The sequence below is a fragment of the Priestia sp. YIM B13489 genome (assembly GCF_042787645.1).
GTDB classification, from domain to species: Bacteria; Bacillota; Bacilli; order Bacillales; family Bacillaceae_H; genus Priestia; species Priestia megaterium.
In genome coordinates, this window is record NZ_JBHZOQ010000053.1 from 4741658 (window position 1) to 4761056 (window position 19399).

Below are 19399 nucleotides of genomic sequence, written 5' to 3' on the forward strand. Positions count from 1 at the left end.
CTTATCCGATCTATCTTAACTATTAGATGATAACAGCTTTTTCTACAACTTCTACTAGACGGAAACGTTTAGTAGCTGATAACGGACGAGTTTCCATGATCTTCACGATATCGCCTAGTTGAGCTGTATTGTTTTCATCGTGAGCTTTGAATTTCTTTGAGTATTTTACACGCTTGCCATAAAGCGAATGCTTTTTGTAAGTTTCAACAAGAACAGTAACAGTCTTATCCATTTTGTCAGAAACTACGCGGCCAGTGTAAACTTTACGTTGGTTGCGTTCACTCATTCTGAAAGCCTCCTCTCAGACTTAATTATTTATTAGCAGCAATCTCTCTTTCACGAACTACAGTTTTCATACGAGCGATCGATTTGCGCACTTCGCGAATACGAGTAGTATTCTCTAATTGTCCAGTCGCTAATTGGAAACGAAGGTTAAACAACTCTTCTTTTAAAGCCTTAACTTTTTGTTCAATTTCAGCAGTGGTAAGGTCACGAATTTCATTAGCTTTCATTAGAATCACCACCAATTTCTTCACGTTTTACAAACTTACATTTTACAGGTAGCTTGTGTGCAGCTAAACGTAAAGCTTCACGTGCAACCTCTTCAGATACACCTGAAATTTCAAACATTACTTTTCCAGGTTTAACAACTGCTACCCAACCTTCAGGAGCACCTTTACCAGAACCCATTCGGACTTCTAGAGGCTTAGCAGTATAAGGTTTAGAAGGGAAAATTTTAATCCATACTTTACCGCCACGTTTCATGTAACGAGTCATTGCGATACGAGCAGCTTCGATTTGACGGTTTGTAATCCAAGAAGCTTCAGTAGCTTGTAAACCGAATTCACCGAAATGTACTTCCGTACCACCTTTAGCGCGTCCACGCATTTTTCCGCGGTGTTCGCGACGATATTTAACGCGTTTTGGTAATAACATAATTATTTTCCTCCTTCCTCAGTTTTCTTTTTAGTAGGAAGAACCTCTCCACGATAGATCCATACTTTCACACCAAGTTTACCATAAGTAGTATCTGCTTCAGCGTGAGCATAGTCAATATCAGCGCGAAGTGTATGAAGTGGAACTGTACCTTCACTGTAATATTCAGAACGAGCAATATCAGCTCCGCCTAAACGACCAGATACCATTGTTTTGATACCTTGTGCGCCAGCACGCATGCTACGTTGGATAGCTTGCTTTTGAGCACGACGGAATGATACACGGTTCTCAAGTTGGCGAGCGATGTTTTCAGCTACTAGTTTAGCATCTAAATCTGCTCGTTTAATTTCAAGGATGTTAATGTGTACACGCTTGCCTGTTAATTGGTTAAGAGCTTTACGAAGTGATTCTACTTCAGTACCACCTTTACCAATTACCATACCAGGTTTTGCAGTGTGGATCGTTACGTTTAAGCGGTTAGCAGCGCGTTCGATTTCAACTTTAGAAACAGCTGCATCGTTTAAACGTTTAGCGATATATTCACGTACTTTTAAGTCTTCATGTAATAAGTCAGCGTAGTCTTTGCCAGCGAACCATCTTGATTCCCAATCACGGATGACACCGACGCGAAGACCGACCGGATTTACCTTTTGACCCATGAATTATCCCTCCTTCTTTTCTGATACCACGATTGTGATGTGGCTTGTGCGCTTGTTAATTTGGCTTGCACGTCCCATAGCGCGTGGACGGAAACGTTTTAAAGTTGGACCTTCGTTAACAAAAGCGTCAGTAATAACTAAATTGTTAGCGTCCATTTCATAATTGTGTTCTGCATTGGCAATAGCAGATTTTAATACTTTCTCAACGACTGGAGAAGCAGCCTTCGGCGTGTGAAGTAGCACTGCTAGCGCTTCACCCACTTGCTTACCTCGAATTAAATCTACAACTAAACGAACTTTACGAGGAGCAATACGTACTGTTCTCGCGACAGCTTTAGCTTGCATTTAAAAGCCTCCTCTCATATTAGCGTCTTGTTTTCTTATCATCACTTGCGTGACCTTTGTAAGTACGAGATGGTGCGAATTCACCAAGTTTGTGACCTACCATGTCTTCAGTAACATAAACTGGTACATGTTTACGACCGTCATATACAGCAATTGTATGACCAATGAACTGAGGGAAGATAGTTGAACGACGAGACCAAGTTTTTACTACTTGCTTGCTGTCAGTTTCGTTTAACTTCTCAATTTTGTTGATTAAATGGTCATCTACAAAAGGTCCTTTCTTTAAGCTGCGACCCATAAATGAACCTCCCTTCGTGATTGTCCTACGGTTCGTTTGAACCGTAGCTCAATCCAGTTATTTTTTACGACGACGAACGATAAATTTATCGGATTTGTTTTTCTTCTTACGAGTTTTGTAACCAAGTGTTGGTTTACCCCATGGACTCATTGGAGACTTACGTCCGATTGGAGCACGTCCTTCACCACCACCGTGTGGGTGATCGTTAGGGTTCATTACAGAACCACGTACAGTTGGACGGATACCTAACCAACGAGAACGACCGGCTTTACCGATGTTGATTAACTCGTGTTGTTCGTTACCAACTTGACCTACAGTTGCACGACAAGTTGCAAGGATCATGCGTACTTCACCAGAAGTTAAACGTACTAATACGTATTTACCTTCTTTACCAAGTACTTGAGCAGATGTACCTGCAGAACGAACTAATTGTCCACCTTTACCAGGTTTCAATTCGATGTTGTGTACTACTGTACCAACAGGAATGTTAGCTAAAGGAAGCGCGTTACCTACTTTAATGTCAGCTTCAGGACCTGACATAACTTCTAAACCTACTTTTAGGTTTTTAGGAGCAAGGATGTAACGTTTTTCACCATCAGCATAATGAATTAATGCGATGTTAGCTGAACGGTTTGGATCATATTCGATTGTAGCAACGCGTCCAGGTATTCCATCTTTATCGCGTTTAAAATCGATGATACGGTATTGACGCTTGTGCCCACCACCTTGGTGACGAACAGTCAATTTACCTTGGTTGTTACGACCACCTTTTCTCTTGACAGGTGCAAGTAACGATTTTTCTGGTTTGTCAGTAGTAATTTCAGCGAAATCAGAAACTGACATGCCACGACGACCATTTGAGGTTGGTTTATACTTTTTAATCGCCATCTCAATTTCCCTCCTTCTCTAGTAATCTTAAGCTTCGAAGAATTCGATTTCGTTGCTCTCTTGAGTTAGTGTTACTACCGCTTTACGACGACGGTTAGTAAGACCACTGTAGCGACCTACACGCTTGAATTTACCTTTGTAGTTCATGATGTTTACTTTTTCAACTTTTACGTCAAAGATTTTTTCGATAGCATCTTTAACCTCAGTTTTATTAGCTCTTACATCAACATCAAACGTATATTTTTTCTCAGCCATTAAGTCTGTTGAACGTTCTGTAATTACGGGGCGCTTAATAATATCACGAGGATCTTTCATTATGCAAGCACCTCCTCTACTTTTTCAACTGCGTCTTTAGTGATTACAAGCTTATCATGGTTCATAACGTCTAATACGCTTAAACCATTAGCTGCAACAACTGTTACACCAGGAATATTACGTGCTGAAAGTGCAACGTTTTCGTTAAGATCAGCAGTTACTACTAATGCTTTGCGTTCTACTGTTAGGTTTTTAAGAACTGCTACCATTTCTTTTGTTTTTGGAGCATCAAAAGAAAGAGCTTCAAGAACAACGATGCTGTTATCTTGAACTTTAGTTGATAATGCAGACTTAATTGCTAAACGACGAACTTTTTTAGGTAATTTGTAGCTATAGCTTCTTGGAACTGGACCAAATACTACGCCACCACCACGCCATTGTGGAGAACGGATAGATCCTTGACGAGCACGACCAGTACCTTTTTGACGCCATGGCTTACGGCCACCGCCTCTTACTTCAGAACGATTTTTAACTTTAGAAGTACCTTGACGTTGAGATGCGCGTTGCATTACGATCGCGTCGAAAAGTACTTTGTTGTTTGGTTCGATACCGAAAACGGCATCTTGAAGTTCGATTTCTCCAACGTTTTCACCGTTTTGGTTAAACAATGCTACTTTTGGCATTGGTTATTCCTCCTTTCTCGAAGAATTATTATTTAGATTTAACTGCAGATTTAACAGTAACTAGAGATTTTCTAGCTCCTGGCACGTTACCTTTTACTAATAAAAGATTGCGTTCTGCGTCAACTTTAACGATTGATAAGTTTTGCACAGTGATGCGCTCTCCACCCATGCGTCCTGGTAATAATTTACCTTTGAATACGCGGTTTGGAGCTACAGGACCCATTGAACCTGGGCGACGGTGGTAGCGAGAACCATGAGACATAGGTCCGCGAGATTGTCCGTGGCGTTTAATAGCACCTTGGAAACCTTTACCTTTTGAGATTCCTGTTACATCAATTACATCGCCTTCTGCGAAAATATCAACCTTGACTTCTTGACCAACTTCATATGCTGAAGCGTCCACACCGCGTAACTCACGGATGAAGCGCTTAGGAGCAGTATTAGCTTTAGTAGCATGTCCTTTTGCAGGTTTGTTAGATAGTTTTTCACGGATATCTTCGAAACCTAATTGGATCGCTTCGTAACCGTCTGTCTCAGCGTTTTTAACTTGAAGAACTACGTTAGCAGAAGCTTCAATTACTGTTACTGGGATCAAGTCACCATTTTCAGCAAATACTTGAGTCATACCGATCTTTCTTCCTAAGATTCCTTTGGCCATTAGTCACACCTCCTAAGTATCTTTTCATTCTTTATTTTAAATTAAAGTTTAATTTCGATATCTACACCAGATGGTAAGTCTAAACGCATTAATGAATCAACAGTTTGTGGTGTTGGATTCACGATATCAATTAAGCGTTTATGCGTGCGCATTTCGAACTGCTCACGAGAATCTTTATATTTGTGTACTGCACGTAGAATTGTATAAATTGATTTTTCAGTCGGTAATGGAATCGGACCAGATACAGCCGCACCAGAACGTTTTGCAGTTTCTACGATTTTCTCAGCAGATTGATCAAGAATTCTGTGATCATATGCTTTTAAACGAATGCGAATTTTTTCTTTTGCCATTATTTTCCCTCCTTTTTCGCCTATTTTACAATAGACATTCTCCGCGGAAATTTCCCCACACTCGCCATGGCAAAGCGGCCGGGTGTGTCGGCAACCTTCCGCATCATCGCAGTCAAAGACCAACATTTTTATTATACTAAAAATGGGTTCATATTGCAACAATAAAGTTAAAAAACTTTTTTATGTGTCGCACACTTTTTTCATTATATATAAAAGGAGATCATTTTGCAAGTGTAATAGTAAAAACTATCTTTACCTTTTATCACCAAATAAAAAAGGAGTAGGTTACCCTACTCCCTTTACTGAAACGAGAAATTACTCGCTGATTTTAGCTACAACGCCAGCGCCTACTGTACGTCCACCTTCACGGATTGAGAATTTAGTACCTTCTTCAATCGCGATTGGAGCGATAAGTTCAACAGTCATTTCGATGTTGTCGCCAGGCATTACCATTTCTACGCCTTCAGGTAAGTTACAAATACCAGTTACATCAGTTGTACGGAAGTAGAACTGTGGACGGTAGTTTGTGAAGAATGGAGTGTGACGTCCACCTTCGTCTTTAGAAAGAACGTATACTTCAGCAGTAAATTTAGTATGTGGAGTGATTGAGCCTGGTTTAGCTAATACTTGTCCACGTTGGATTTCTTCACGTGCTACACCACGAAGTAAAGCACCGATGTTGTCGCCAGCTTCAGCATAGTCAAGAAGCTTACGGAACATTTCTACACCTGTTACAGTAGTAGATTTTGGCTCTTCAGTTAAACCGATGATGTCGATAACGTCACCAACTTTAACTTGTCCACGCTCTACACGACCTGTAGCAACTGTACCACGACCAGTGATTGAGAATACGTCCTCAACTGGCATCATGAATGGTTTTTCAGTGTCACGTTCTGGAGTTGGGATGTACTCATCAACAGCGTCCATAAGCTCGATGATTTTAGCTTCCCAATCAGCTTCGCCTTCAAGAGCTTTAAGAGCAGAACCTTTGATTACTGGTACATCGTCACCAGGGAAGTCGTATTCAGAAAGAAGGTCACGTACTTCCATTTCTACTAATTCAAGTAGCTCTTCGTCGTCTACCATGTCACATTTGTTTAAGAATACAACTAGGTAAGGTACACCTACTTGACGAGAAAGAAGGATGTGCTCACGAGTTTGTGGCATTGGACCATCAGCAGCAGATACTACTAAGATACCGCCATCCATTTGAGCAGCACCAGTGATCATGTTTTTAACATAGTCAGCATGTCCTGGGCAGTCAACGTGTGCATAGTGACGAGTGTCAGTTTCGTACTCAACGTGTGCAGTTGAGATTGTGATTCCACGCTCGCGCTCTTCTGGAGCAGCGTCGATCATGTCGTAAGCCATTGCTGCACCTTTACCACTTTTCTTAGCAAGAACAGTAGTGATAGCAGCTGTTAAAGTTGTTTTACCATGGTCAACGTGACCAATTGTACCGATATTGGCATGTGTTTTTGAACGGTCGAATTTTTCCTTAGCCATTCGAAAATCCTCCTTAAAATTCATGTAGTTTATGTTTTATGAGGCCGTGAAAGGGAATGAGCTCCACTTTCACAGCGTACATAAGTAGTTATACTTCAATAAAGAGTGAAAATCAATTATTCACCTTTATTTTTTTTAATAATTTCTTCTGAAATTGATTTAGGAACTTCTTCGTAGTGATCGAAGTGCATAGAATATGTTCCGCGACCTTGAGTGTTTGAACGTAATGCAGTTGCATAACCAAACATTTCAGAAAGTGGAACGAATGCACGTACAACTTGAGCGTTACCGCGTGCTTCCATACCTTCTACACGTCCACGACGAGACGTAATGTCACCCATGATATCTCCTAAGTATTCGTCAGGGATAACAACTTCAACCTTCATCATTGGTTCAAGGATAGCTGGGCTACATTTTGATACTGCGTTTTTAAGAGCCATAGAAGCGGCAATTTTAAACGCCATCTCACTTGAGTCAACGTCATGGTAAGATCCATCAACTAAAGCAGCTTTGATATCGATTAATGGATAACCAGCAACAACACCGTTTTGTAATGCATCTTCAAGACCAGCTTGAACTGCAGGGATGTATTCACGTGGAACTACACCACCAACGATTTTGTTCTCAAATTCAAAGCCTTTTCCTTCTTCGTTAGGTTCGAACTCAATCCAAACGTGACCGAATTGTCCACGACCACCAGATTGACGAGCGAATTTACCTTCAACTTTCGCACCAGCGCGGAAAGTTTCACGGTAAGCTACTTGAGGAGCACCAACGTTTGCTTCTACTTTGAATTCGCGACGCATACGGTCAACGATGATATCAAGGTGAAGCTCACCCATACCAGAGATGATGATTTGACCAGTCTCTGTATTAGTTTCCGCACGGAAAGTTGGATCTTCTTCTTGTAACTTTTGAAGAGCTGTAGTCATTTTATCTTGGTCAGCTTTTGATTTTGGCTCAACAGATAAAGAGATAACTGGCTCTGGGAATTCCATAGACTCAAGAATTACAAGACTCTTTTCGTCACATAGAGTATCACCAGTAGAAGTATCTTTTAATCCTACAGCTGCCGCGATATCTCCAGCGTATACTTCAGAAATCTCTTCACGAGAGTTAGCATGCATTTGTAGGATACGACCTACACGCTCACGCTTACCTTTTGTAGAGTTTTTGATGTATGAACCAGAGCTTAGTACACCAGAGTACACACGGAAGAATGTTAATTTACCAACATAAGGGTCCGTCATAACTTTGAACGCTAATGCTGAGAAAGGAGCGTTGTCGCTAGACTCACGCGTAACTTCTTCTTCTGTGTCAGGTACGATACCTTGGATTGATGGTACATCTACTGGAGATGGTAGGTAATCAATTACTGCATCTAGCATTAATTGTACACCTTTGTTTTTGAATGCTGAACCACAGATAACTGGGTAGAATTCAACGTCACAAGTACCTTTACGGATACCAGCTTTTAGTTCTTCAACTGTAAGCTCGCCTTCGTCTAAGTACTTCATCATTAATTCTTCGTCAAGTTCTGCAACAGCTTCTACTAAGCTTGCACGGTATTCTTCAGCTTGCTCTTTGTATTCCTCAGGAATTTCACGAGACTCTGAACGAGTACCTAAGTCATCTTCGTAGAAGTATGCTTTCATTTCCACTAGGTCAATGATTGCTTCGAACTCATCTTCAGCACCAATTGGCAACTGAATTGGGTGAGCATTTGCACCTAAACGATCGTGGATCGTTTTTACAGAGTACAAGAAGTCAGCACCAATTTTGTCCATTTTGTTAACGAATACGACACGGGGAACACCGTACGTAGTCGCTTGACGCCATACTGTTTCTGTTTGAGGCTCAACACCAGATTGAGCATCAAGAACTGCCACAGCGCCATCAAGTACACGTAATGAACGCTCAACTTCAACAGTGAAGTCTACGTGTCCAGGAGTATCAATGATGTTAACGCGGTGACCTTTCCAAGAAGCAGTTGTCGCAGCAGACGTGATAGTGATACCACGTTCTTGCTCTTGCTCCATCCAGTCCATTTGTGAAGCTCCTTCATGAGTTTCACCAATTTTATGGATACGGCCAGTATAATAAAGAACACGCTCAGTTGTTGTTGTTTTACCAGCATCAATGTGAGCCATGATCCCAATATTACGAGTGTTTTCTAAGGAGAACTCTCTTGCCATCTTAGGTATTTCTCCTTCCATATTATAATTTGTTTTTTAAAAAGTTTCGTTAAAAGATTACCAACGGTAATGAGCAAATGCTTTGTTAGCTTCTGCCATTTTGTGAGTATCTTCACGTTTCTTAACTGCAGCACCAGTGTTGTTAGCTGCATCAAGGATTTCGTTAGCTAAACGCTCTTCCATCGTTTTTTCTCCACGAAGACGAGCATAGTTTACTAACCAACGAAGACCTAAAGTAGTACGACGCTCTGGACGTACTTCTACAGGAACTTGGTAGTTAGAACCCCCTACACGGCGTGCTCTAACTTCTAGTACAGGCATGATGTTTTTAAGAGCTTGGTCGAATACTTCCATAGCTTCTTTACCACTGCGCTCTTGTACTAAATCGAATGCTCTATAAAGAATAGCTTGTGACTTACCGCGCTTTCCATCAAGCATCATTTTGTTGATTAAGCGAGATACAAGCTTAGAATTGTAAATCGGATCTGGTAATACGTCTCTTTTTGCAACAGGTCCCTTACGTGGCATTCTACTTCCTCCTTTCACTTTTAAAAGTTTATCTATTAATTGTTAAGCTATTATTTTTTAGCTGCTTTTGGTCGCTTAGTACCATATTTAGAACGACCTTGCATACGGCCATCCACACCAGCAGTATCAAGTGCACCACGTACGATATGGTAACGTACCCCTGGTAAATCTTTTACACGTCCACCGCGGATAAGTACCACGCTGTGTTCTTGTAAGTTGTGACCAATACCTGGGATATAAGCTGTTACCTCGATACCGTTTGTTAAACGTACACGAGCATATTTACGAAGAGCCGAGTTCGGTTTCTTCGGTGTCATAGTACCCACACGTGTACATACACCACGTTTTTGTGGAGAAGATTGGTTAGTTTGAGCTTTTTTGAAGCTGTTGTAACCTCTGTTTAAAGCAGGTGAGTCAGATTTTTTACCTTTACTCACACGACCATTACGGATTAATTGGTTAATAGTAGGCATTTAAATTTTCCTCCTTTCGCCTTTTGTAAGACCACACATCCAGGTGGTTCATTTTTTAGCAAAAAACAAAGTCTTTGAAACTAAAAGTTCAAAAACGTGTTAACTAATAATTGCAACAGTTGCAGCGTTAACTTCTATCCTACAAGCTTGACCAAGCTTTCGCATAGAAGGGACATACGTATACGGAACGTTTTCTTGCTGTGCTGTTTTTGCCACAATGGATGTGACATAAAAATCAGCGTCTTCAGCAATGATGACTTCCTTTACTGTACCTTTTTTTAATGCTTTCACCGTCTGCTTTGTTCCTACAATAATATGATCAGCCTGTAATACTTTTTCATAAGACATTATCATATCCTCCAAAGTAACAGGTAGTTTATAGGAGCACCTTTGATATAGTATCATTCCCTAGAATGGATGTCAACTAACGTTTTGTAGTTTTTTTAAAAAACATCCATTCTAGAGTAATGATTTTATAATTAGTCGATTGTTACCGTTTCTTCAGCTTGGTTTTTGATCGGTTCAGCATTACGATATCTCGTCATACCTGTACCAGCCGGAACTAGCTTACCAATGATAACATTCTCTTTAAGTCCAAGCAACTCATCACGTTTTCCTTTGATTGCAGCATCGGTAAGAACACGCGTTGTTTCTTGGAATGATGCAGCAGATAAGAAGGAATCAGTTTCAAGAGATGCTTTTGTAATACCAAGTAATACAGGACGACCCGTCGCTGGACGATTGCCTTCAAGTAATACTTTTTCATTTGCATCAGTGAATTGGTGAATATCAAGTAATGAACCTGGTAATACATCTGTATCTCCTGAATCCATTACGCGCACTTTACGAAGCATTTGGCGAACCATTACCTCTACGTGTTTATCTCCAATTTCTACCCCTTGCATACGGTATACTTTTTGCACCTCACGAAGCAAGTACTCTTGTACAGCCGTGATGTCTTTTACTTTTAGTAGTTCTTTAGGATCAATTGAACCTTCTGTTAATTCTTGACCACGTGCAATGCGCTGTCCTTCAATAACTTTCAGACGTGCACTGTACGGAGCTGTGTAAGAACGCGTTTCAATCTCTCCTTGAACAGTAATTTCATGTTGACGATCGCGTCCTTCAGAAATGCCGGCAATTGTACCTTCAATTTCAGAAATAACGGCTTGACCTTTAGGGTTACGCGCTTCGAAGATCTCTTGGATACGCGGTAAACCTTGAGTGATATCGTCTCCAGCAACCCCACCTGTATGGAATGTACGCATCGTTAACTGTGTACCTGGCTCACCGATAGATTGAGCAGCGATGATACCAACTGCTTCACCCACTTCAACTTCTGAACCAGTTGCAAGGTTACGACCGTAACATTTTTTACATACACCGTGGCGAGTGTTACAAGTGAATGCAGAACGAATCCATACTTCTTCAACACCAGCATCCACAATTGTTTCAGCTAGGTCTTCTGTAATTAGTTCGTTTTCTTTCACTAACACTTCGTTTGTTCCCGGGTGAAGTAGTGTTTTTCTTGCATAACGTCCAATTAGACGCTCATCAAGTTTCTCAATTTCTTCTGTTCCTTCTTTGATTGCAACAGCCAGAATACCGCGGTCTGTACCACAGTCGTCATCACGTACGATAACGTCTTGTGCCACGTCAACCAGACGACGAGTAAGGTAACCTGAGTCAGCAGTTTTAAGAGCCGTATCGGCAAGACCTTTACGTGCACCATGGGTAGAGATAAAGTACTCTAATACTGTTAAACCTTCACGGAAACTAGATTTGATTGGTAACTCAATGATACGACCAGACGGGTTGGCCATTAGTCCACGCATACCTGCAAGCTGAGTGAAGTTAGATGCGTTACCACGGGCACCAGAGTCACTCATCATGAAGATTGGGTTGCGTTTGTCTAATGACGCCATTAATTTACCTTGGATAACGTCTTTCGCGCTACTCCATACAGAGATAACACGCTCATAACGCTCATCTTCAGTAATTAAACCGCGACGGAATTGTTTTAGTACGTTATCTACTTTAGCTTGCGCTTCTGTTAAGATAACTTCTTTTTCTCCTAAAACCACGATATCAGCTACACCAACTGTAATACCGGCTTTAGTAGAATATTTGAAACCTAGGTCTTTCATACGGTCAAGCATTTTAGAAGTCTCAGTAATTTTGAAACGTTTAAATACTTCAGCGATAATATTACCTAAGATTTTTTTCTTAAACGGTGCGATAGCCGGTTGATTCTTGATGAATTCCTTCACATCTGCACCTTTTTCAACAAAGTACTTCTCAGGAGTTTTCACTTCTAAGTTTTCTCTTGTTGGTTCGTTAATGTATGGGAACGATTTTGGTAAAATTTCGTTGAAAACTAATTTACCAACCGTTGTAACAAGCAACTGTTGATTTTGTGCTTCTGTAAACGTTTCGTTGTTTAAAGAACCTGCATACACACCTACACGTGTATGAAGATGCACATAACCGTTTTGGTACGCTAATAGTGCTTCATTTGTATCCTTGAACACCATACCTTCTCCAACTGCCTCTTCACGCTCAAGCGTTAAGTAGTAGTTACCTAATACCATATCCTGTGAAGGTGTAACAACTGGTTTACCATCTTTAGGGTTCAAGATATTTTGAGCAGCAAGCATTAAGATACGTGCTTCTGCTTGTGCTTCTGCAGATAATGGAACGTGAACCGCCATTTGGTCACCGTCAAAGTCAGCGTTATATGCTGTACATACAAGCGGGTGAAGACGGATAGCGCGACCTTCTACAAGCGTAGGTTCAAATGCTTGAATACCTAGTCTGTGTAGCGTTGGTGCACGGTTTAAAAGAACTGGATGCTCTTTAATAACCGATTCTAATACGTCCCATACTTCAGGTTGCACGCGTTCAATTTTACGTTTTGCACTCTTGATGTTATGAGCTAAACCGCGTTCAACAAGCTCTTTCATTACGAAAGGTTTGAAAAGCTCTAACGCCATTTCTTTTGGAAGACCACATTGATACATCTTTAAGTTCGGACCTACAACGATTACCGAACGGCCAGAGTAGTCAACACGTTTACCTAATAAGTTTTGACGGAAGCGACCTTGCTTACCTTTTAACATGTGAGAAAGAGATTTTAATGGACGGTTACCTGGTCCTGTTACCGGACGTCCGCGACGACCATTATCGATTAATGCATCTACAGCTTCTTGAAGCATACGCTTTTCGTTTTGAACGATAATGCTAGGAGCTCCAAGGTCTAATAAACGCTTTAAGCGGTTGTTACGGTTAATTACACGACGATATAAATCATTTAGATCAGACGTAGCAAAGCGTCCACCATCTAATTGAACCATTGGACGAAGTTCTGGCGGAATAACCGGTAGAACGTCTAAAATCATCCAAGAAGGTTCGTTACCAGAATGACGGAAAGCCTCTAGTACTTCTAAACGTTTAATAGCACGTGTACGACGTTGACCTTGAGCAGTTTTCAATTCTTCTTTCAAAGCATCTACTTCTTTATCAAGATCGATGTCATGCAATAATTTCTTAACAGCTTCAGCACCCATTGCTGCATGGAAAGTTTGTCCGTACTTCTCACGATACGCACGGTATTCTTTCTCTGATAAAAGCTGTTTCTTTTCAAGTGGTGTATCACCAGCATCTGTTACTACATAAGAAGCAAAATAAATGATTTCCTCTAGCGCACGAGGGGACATGTCTAAGACAAGTCCCATGCGGCTAGGAATACCTTTAAAGTACCAAATATGAGAAACAGGTGCAGCTAGTTCGATATGACCCATGCGTTCACGACGAACTTTTGCGCGCGTAACTTCTACGCCGCAACGATCACATACAACACCTTTATAACGAACGCGCTTATATTTTCCGCAGTGACATTCCCAGTCCTTTTGTGGACCAAAAATACGCTCACAGAATAAGCCGTCTTTTTCAGGTTTTAACGTACGATAGTTGATCGTTTCAGGTTTTTTTACCTCACCGTACGACCAAGAACGAATTTTATCTGGCGAAGCTAGACCGATTTTCATATACTCAAAGTTATTTACATCTAGCAAGGAGCCTACCTCCCTTTTAATCTACAGGTTTTTTCCCTTAACGTTTATATGAAAGTAATTCCTTACTCTTTTGTGACAGGATCTTTTTGTCCTTCAGAAAGGCTTTCTTCGTTATCAGCAATAATTGATTCTGTTGGTTGCTCATGGTCCTCTTCTGAGTCCATGATATCAATTTCTTGCTCGTCAGCAGAAAGCATCTTCACATCCATACCTAAACTTTGTAGTTCTTTAATTAATACTTTGAACGATTCAGGTATGCCGGGTTCTGGAATGTTTTCACCTTTAACAATTGCTTCGTATGTTTTCACACGACCTACTACGTCATCTGATTTCACTGTTAAGATCTCTTGTAATGTGTAAGCAGCACCGTATGCTTCAAGTGCCCATACCTCCATCTCACCAAAACGCTGTCCACCGAACTGCGCTTTACCACCAAGTGGTTGTTGTGTAACAAGTGAGTATGGTCCAGTAGAACGAGCGTGAAGTTTATCGTCTACCATGTGAGCAAGTTTGATCATGTACATGATTCCTACTGATACACGGTTATCGAATGGTTCACCTGTTCGACCATCATATAGAACTGTTTTAGCATCACGAGACATGCCAGCTTCTTCGATTGTTGCCCAAACATCTTCCTCACGCGCACCATCAAATACTGGAGACGCAACGTGAATGCCAAGCTTACGAGCAGCCATACCTAAATGAAGCTCTAGCACCTGACCGATGTTCATACGAGATGGTACCCCTAATGGGTTTAACATGATGTCAATTGGCGTACCGTCTGGTAGATAAGGCATATCTTCTTCAGGTAAAATACGTGAAATTACACCTTTGTTACCGTGACGACCGGCCATTTTGTCACCTTCAGAAATTTTACGCTTCTGAACAATATATACACGGACTAATTGGTTTACACCTGGTGGTAATTCGTCGCCATCTTCACGGTTGAAGACTTTAACATCAAGAATGATTCCACCGCCGCCGTGCGGTACACGAAGAGAAGTATCACGAACTTCACGCGCTTTTTCACCGAAAATAGCGTGTAGAAGACGTTCTTCAGCTGTTAGTTCTGTTACACCTTTTGGCGTTACTTTACCAACTAAAAGATCTCCGTCTTTTACTTCTGCACCAATGCGGATGATTCCACGCTCATCTAAGTTGCGAAGCGCATCTTCACCTACGTTTGGAATGTCACGCGTAATTTCTTCAGGTCCAAGCTTCGTATCACGAGACTCAGATTCATATTCTTCAATATGAACAGACGTATATACATCGTCTTTCACAAGGCGTTCACTCATGATGATGGCATCCTCATAGTTGTAACCATCCCATGTCATGAAACCAACCATTACGTTTCGTCCTAAAGCAAGCTCACCTTTTTCCATTGAAGGACCGTCGGCTAAGATCTCACCTTTTACTACTTCGTCGCCAACTGAAACAATTGGACGCTGGTTGTAACAAGTACCTTGGTTAGAACGAACAAATTTTAATAATTTGTATTGATCTAAGTTACCTTTAACTTTTTGTCCGTCTACTTCTTCATAGCGGCGAACAAAAATTTGTTTTGCTTCTACGCGCTCTACAACGCCAGGATATTTACAAATCACGGCTGCACCAGAGTCTTTACCAGATACGTATTCCATACCTGTACCTACGATTGGTGCTTCAGGATTTAATAAAGGTACTGCTTGACGTTGCATGTTCGCACCCATTAATGCACGGTTAGAGTCATCGTTCTCTAAGAATGGGATACATGCTGTAGCGGCAGATACAACTTGTTTTGGTGATACATCCATATAATCTAAACGATCGCGACGGATAACCGTGTTTTCTCCACGGAAACGTGCAACGACATTTTCATCTAAGAATGAACCATCATCACCTAGACGAGCGTTCGCTTGGGCTACAACATAGTTATCTTCTTCATCAGCTGTTAAGTAGTCAATTCGCTCTGTCACTTTACCTGTTTCAGGATCGATACGACGGTAAGGTGTTTCGATGAAACCGAATTTGTTTACTTTTGCATAAGAAGATAGTGAGTTGATTAACCCGATATTCGGACCCTCTGGCGTTTCAATCGGACACATACGGCCATAGTGGGAGTAGTGAACGTCACGCACTTCGAAACCAGCGCGCTCACGAGTTAAACCACCAGGTCCTAGAGCTGAAAGACGACGTTTGTGCGTCAATTCACCTAATGGATTCGTTTGATCCATGAACTGTGATAATTGAGAACTTCCAAAGAACTCTTTAATCGCCGCAATAACTGGGCGAATATTAATTAATTGTTGAGGTGTGATTGTATTCGTGTCTTGAATTGACATTCTTTCACGAACAACACGTTCCATACGAGATAAACCGATACGGAATTGGTTTTGTAACAATTCACCTACAGAACGCAGACGACGGTTACCTAAGTGGTCGATATCATCTGTGTCTCCTACTTGATGAAGCAAGTTAAAGAAGTAACTGATTGATGCTAAAATATCAGCAGGTGTGATATTTTTAACTTCTTCTGTTACATATGCGTTACCTGATACAGTGATGATTTTTTCACCTTCTGGATCATTTGGCGCGTAAATCTTAATAGATTGTAATGTAACATCGTCTTCTACTACTCCACCAACCGGACTATAAGTCTTGAAGTTTACTCCACCTTCAAGCATCGGAATCAAGCGATCTAGCAGACGGCGGTCAATCATTGCGCCTTTTTCTGCAATAATTTCACCTGTTTCAGGATCAACTAATGTTTCAGCTAGCTTTTGATTAAATAAGCGATGTTTGATATGAAGCTTTTTATTAATTTTATAGCGACCTACGTTCGCTAAGTCATATCGTTTTGGATCAAAGAAGCGAGATACTAATAGAGACTTCGCATTCTCAACTGTCGGTGGTTCACCCGGACGTAAACGCTCATAGATTTCTAATAGCGCTTTTTCCGTTGTTTCCGTATTATCTTTTTCAAGCGTATTACGGATGTATTCATTATCACCGATTAAATCGATAATCTCTTGGTCAGAACCGAAACCTAGCGCGCGTAACAGCACTGTTACTGGCAGTTTACGAGTACGATCAATACGCACGTATACTACATCTTTTGCATCAGTTTCATATTCTAGCCATGCACCACGGTTAGGGATAACAGTTGCTGTATATCCTTTTTTACCGTTTTTATCAAGCTTTCCACTATAGTAAACACTTGGTGAACGAACCAACTGTGATACGATAACACGCTCAGCACCATTAATTACAAAGGTACCTGTTTCGGTCATCAATGGGAAATCCCCCATGAACACATCTTGGTCTTTTACTTCACCTGTTTCTTTATTAATTAACCGCACCTTAACACGAAGAGGTGCTGCATAAGTTACATCACGTTCTTTGGACTCTCCTACTGAATACTTTGGCTCACCTAAGCTGTAATCAATAAATTCTAGTGATAAGTTACCTGTAAAATCATCAATTGGAGAAATATCTTGGAACATTTCTCGTAAACCTTCATCTAAAAACCATTGGTATGAAGCCGTTTGAATCTCGATTAAGTTCGGTAACTCTAAAACTTCACTAATACGAGCATAACTTCTGCGTTGGCGGTGGCGTCCATACTGAACTAGTTGACCTGTCAACTGATTCACCCCTCAAATCAAGCGTTATTATTCAAAATATATAATAAACCATATGTTTATTATTGAACAAAAGAAAAATGGTCTCTTTAAATAGAAAACCACAATTTCATAAAAACGTACTATTGATTTTATTAGTTTTTCCCATATAATTCAAAATTATACCTTTTATTTTATGTATAACCCGAGCTTATATGGAATATTTATATATTGGCATTTTATAATGCTAACACACTAAAAAATATTAGTCAACATTTTTTAGCACATATGATATAATACCCTTTTTTCTTGTCTACTACTTCCACTTCATTAAATAGAGATTCTAATTTCGCAAGAGCAGATGGCGCTCCTTGCTTTTTCTGAATCACAATCCAAAGTTCTCCTTGGTCGGCAAGGTGATCTAATGATTTTTCTAGAATTTCATGAACAACTTTTTTACCCGCACGGATCGGCGGATTACTAAGAATAGCTGCAAAATTCGTTTCCTTCACATTTTCATAGCAAGAGCTTTGATAGATTGAAACATTTGATACTGAATTAACTTCAGCATTTTTTTGAGCTAGCGCTAATGCACGTTCATTAACATCAACCATATGAACGTTTCTTTGGCTGTCCTCTTTTGCAAGTGCCAACCCAATTGGGCCATATCCGCATCCAACATCCAGAAGCGGGCCGGGATTCTCGGGCATTTGAAACGTTTCAATTAACAGGCGCGATCCAAAATCGATCTCTTTTTTTGAAAAAACACCGCGGTCACTCGTAAATGAAAAAGAGGTTCCTCTCAATTCAAATGAAAAGCGCTCTTCATTACTTGCAGACGATGGTGTATTAGAAAAATAATGTTCTGTCAAAATAGAACCTCCTAATCAATATGTTCTTCTTTACTATAAATGAAAAGGATGACAGAAGCAAAAAAGCTCGCTTGTACAAGCGAGCTTTTTTATATCAGTTGTTAAGCAATAATTACTTAACTTCTACAGAAGCGCCAACTTCTTCAAGTTTAGCTTTTGCTTCTTCAGCTTCTTCTTTAGAAATACCTTCTTTAAGAGCTTTTGGAGCGTTATCAACGATTTCTTTAGCTTCTTTTAAGCCAAGACCAGTGATTTCACGTACTACTTTGATAACTTTGATTTTTTGTCCGCCAGCACTTTCAAGTACTAGGTCAAATTCAGTTTTCTCAGCAGCAGCTTCACCAGCAGCACCGCCAGCTACAGCTACAGGAGCAGCAGCAGTTACGCCAAATTCTTCTTCGATTGCTTTTACTAAATCGTTAAGTTCTAAAACAGTCATATTTTTAACTGCTTCAATGATTTGTTCTTGAGTCATTGTTAATTTCCTCCTTGTGATTGTGTTATATATAACAGACTAGATTATGCACCTTGTTCTTCTTTTTGATCTGCCACAGCTTTTGTAGCAAGAGCAAGGTTGCGAATTGGAGCTTGAAGCACGCTAAGCAACATAGAAAGTAAGCCTTCGCGAGATGGTAGTTCTGCAAGTGCTTTAATTTCTTCAACAGATGCAACATTACCTTCAATTACACCAGCTTTGATTTCTAACGCTTCGTGTTCTTTCGCGAAGTTGTTTAAAATTTTAGCTGGAGCAACAACATCTTCTCCACCAAATGCGATTGCATTTGGACCTACTAACGCATCATTAAGATCTGTTAGTTCAAGTTTTTCTACAGCACGGCGAGTTAAAGTGTTTTTGTAAACTTTGAACTCAATGCCTGCTTCACGTAATTGCTTACGAAGTTCAGTAACTTCAGCAACATTCAAACCACGGTAGTCAACGACAACTATTGAGTTACTCGCTTGAAGTTTTTCAGCAATTTCGTCTACGACTTGTTTCTTTTGTTCAATTACGTTGCTCATCTTTACACCTCCTGTAGATTTCCTTCCGTACACTCAGACAAGGTGCAATAAAAAACCT

21 protein-coding genes and 1 other annotated feature (1 of these 22 only partly in view) are annotated in these 19399 nt (G+C 40.5%); all 21 genes read right to left on the reverse strand.

What is annotated here, in order from left to right:
• Nucleotides 1–22 precede the first annotated feature (22 nt).
• The 21 genes from rpsQ to rplJ all read right to left on the reverse strand — a co-directional run bounded on the left by rpsQ (nt 23) and on the right by rplJ (nt 19341).
• Nucleotides 23–286: a 30S ribosomal protein S17 gene (gene rpsQ, locus ACFX4W_RS30185; RefSeq protein WP_013054936.1), complete on the reverse strand. Its 264-nt coding sequence runs from the start codon at nt 284–286 to the stop codon at nt 23–25.
• A 25-nt stretch (nt 287–311) separates the two neighbouring features.
• Nucleotides 312–512: a 50S ribosomal protein L29 gene (gene rpmC, locus ACFX4W_RS30190; RefSeq protein WP_013054935.1), complete on the reverse strand. Its 201-nt coding sequence runs from the start codon at nt 510–512 to the stop codon at nt 312–314.
• Entirely contained in the window at nt 502–936 is a 435-nt protein-coding gene (gene rplP, locus ACFX4W_RS30195) for a 50S ribosomal protein L16 (RefSeq protein WP_013054934.1), read from the reverse strand. Before rplP ends, rpmC begins: the two co-directional genes overlap by 11 nt.
• 2 nt (nt 937–938) lie before the next feature.
• Nucleotides 939–1595 carry a 30S ribosomal protein S3 gene (rpsC, locus tag ACFX4W_RS30200; protein ID WP_013054933.1) on the reverse strand — a complete coding sequence of 219 codons (657 nt, stop codon included), beginning with the start codon at nt 1593–1595 and terminating at the stop codon, nt 939–941.
• 3 nt (nt 1596–1598) lie between these two features.
• Nucleotides 1599–1940 carry a 50S ribosomal protein L22 gene (gene rplV / locus ACFX4W_RS30205; protein WP_013054932.1) on the reverse strand — a complete coding sequence of 114 codons (342 nt, stop codon included), beginning with the start codon at nt 1938–1940 and terminating at the stop codon, nt 1599–1601.
• A gap of 19 nt (nt 1941–1959) precedes the next feature.
• Nucleotides 1960–2238 (reverse strand): 30S ribosomal protein S19, encoded by a 279-nt coding sequence (rpsS, locus tag ACFX4W_RS30210; protein ID WP_013054931.1) that lies wholly within the window; start codon nt 2236–2238, stop codon nt 1960–1962.
• A 57-nt stretch (nt 2239–2295) separates the two neighbouring features.
• Nucleotides 2296–3126, reverse strand: a complete 831-nt coding sequence (gene rplB / locus ACFX4W_RS30215) for a 50S ribosomal protein L2 (RefSeq protein ID WP_013054930.1) — start codon at nt 3124–3126, stop codon at nt 2296–2298.
• 27 nt (nt 3127–3153) lie between these two features.
• Nucleotides 3154–3441 (reverse strand): 50S ribosomal protein L23, encoded by a 288-nt coding sequence (gene rplW / locus ACFX4W_RS30220; RefSeq protein ID WP_013054929.1) that lies wholly within the window; start codon nt 3439–3441, stop codon nt 3154–3156.
• Nucleotides 3441–4064 (reverse strand): 50S ribosomal protein L4, encoded by a 624-nt coding sequence (gene rplD / locus ACFX4W_RS30225; RefSeq protein ID WP_013054928.1) that lies wholly within the window; start codon nt 4062–4064, stop codon nt 3441–3443. The genes rplW and rplD overlap by 1 nt, the downstream gene beginning before the upstream one ends.
• A 28-nt stretch (nt 4065–4092) precedes the next feature.
• Complete coding sequence (gene rplC / locus ACFX4W_RS30230) at nt 4093–4722, reverse strand: 50S ribosomal protein L3 (protein WP_013054927.1); 630 nt, start codon at nt 4720–4722, stop codon at nt 4093–4095.
• A 41-nt stretch (nt 4723–4763) separates the two neighbouring features.
• Nucleotides 4764–5072 carry a 30S ribosomal protein S10 gene (gene rpsJ, locus ACFX4W_RS30235; RefSeq protein WP_013054926.1) on the reverse strand — a complete coding sequence of 103 codons (309 nt, stop codon included), beginning with the start codon at nt 5070–5072 and terminating at the stop codon, nt 4764–4766.
• Nucleotides 5073–5387: 315 nt separating this feature from the next.
• On the reverse strand, nt 5388–6578 hold the full coding sequence (tuf, locus tag ACFX4W_RS30240; protein WP_013081371.1) for an elongation factor Tu: 1191 nt from the start codon (nt 6576–6578) through the stop codon (nt 5388–5390).
• Between the two features lie 116 nt (nt 6579–6694).
• Complete coding sequence (gene fusA / locus ACFX4W_RS30245) at nt 6695–8773, reverse strand: elongation factor G (protein ID WP_043982712.1); 2079 nt, start codon at nt 8771–8773, stop codon at nt 6695–6697.
• Between the two features lie 57 nt (nt 8774–8830).
• Nucleotides 8831–9301, reverse strand: coding sequence for a 30S ribosomal protein S7 (gene rpsG, locus ACFX4W_RS30250; protein WP_013054923.1), 471 nt, complete (start codon nt 9299–9301; stop codon nt 8831–8833).
• A 50-nt stretch (nt 9302–9351) separates the two neighbouring features.
• Complete coding sequence (gene rpsL, locus ACFX4W_RS30255) at nt 9352–9774, reverse strand: 30S ribosomal protein S12 (RefSeq protein ID WP_013054922.1); 423 nt, start codon at nt 9772–9774, stop codon at nt 9352–9354.
• A 99-nt stretch (nt 9775–9873) separates the two neighbouring features.
• Nucleotides 9874–10122 (reverse strand): 50S ribosomal protein L7ae-like protein, encoded by a 249-nt coding sequence (locus ACFX4W_RS30260; RefSeq protein WP_013054921.1) that lies wholly within the window; start codon nt 10120–10122, stop codon nt 9874–9876.
• A 131-nt stretch (nt 10123–10253) separates the two neighbouring features.
• Nucleotides 10254–13847, reverse strand: coding sequence for a DNA-directed RNA polymerase subunit beta' (gene rpoC, locus ACFX4W_RS30265; protein ID WP_013081369.1), 3594 nt, complete (start codon nt 13845–13847; stop codon nt 10254–10256).
• Between the two features lie 62 nt (nt 13848–13909).
• Nucleotides 13910–17473, reverse strand: coding sequence for a DNA-directed RNA polymerase subunit beta (gene rpoB / locus ACFX4W_RS30270; RefSeq protein ID WP_013081368.1), 3564 nt, complete (start codon nt 17471–17473; stop codon nt 13910–13912).
• 245 nt (nt 17474–17718) lie between these two features.
• Complete coding sequence (locus tag ACFX4W_RS30275; RefSeq protein WP_097825353.1) at nt 17719–18321, reverse strand: class I SAM-dependent methyltransferase; 603 nt, start codon at nt 18319–18321, stop codon at nt 17719–17721.
• A gap of 112 nt (nt 18322–18433) precedes the next feature.
• Nucleotides 18434–18796, reverse strand: a complete 363-nt coding sequence (gene rplL / locus ACFX4W_RS30280; protein ID WP_013054917.1) for a 50S ribosomal protein L7/L12 — start codon at nt 18794–18796, stop codon at nt 18434–18436.
• Nucleotides 18797–18840: 44 nt separating this feature from the next.
• Nucleotides 18841–19341, reverse strand: coding sequence for a 50S ribosomal protein L10 (rplJ, locus tag ACFX4W_RS30285; RefSeq protein ID WP_013054916.1), 501 nt, complete (start codon nt 19339–19341; stop codon nt 18841–18843).
• Between the two features lie 40 nt (nt 19342–19381).
• Nucleotides 19382–19399, reverse strand: a sequence feature (ribosomal protein L10 leader region) (it continues 126 nt past the right edge of the window).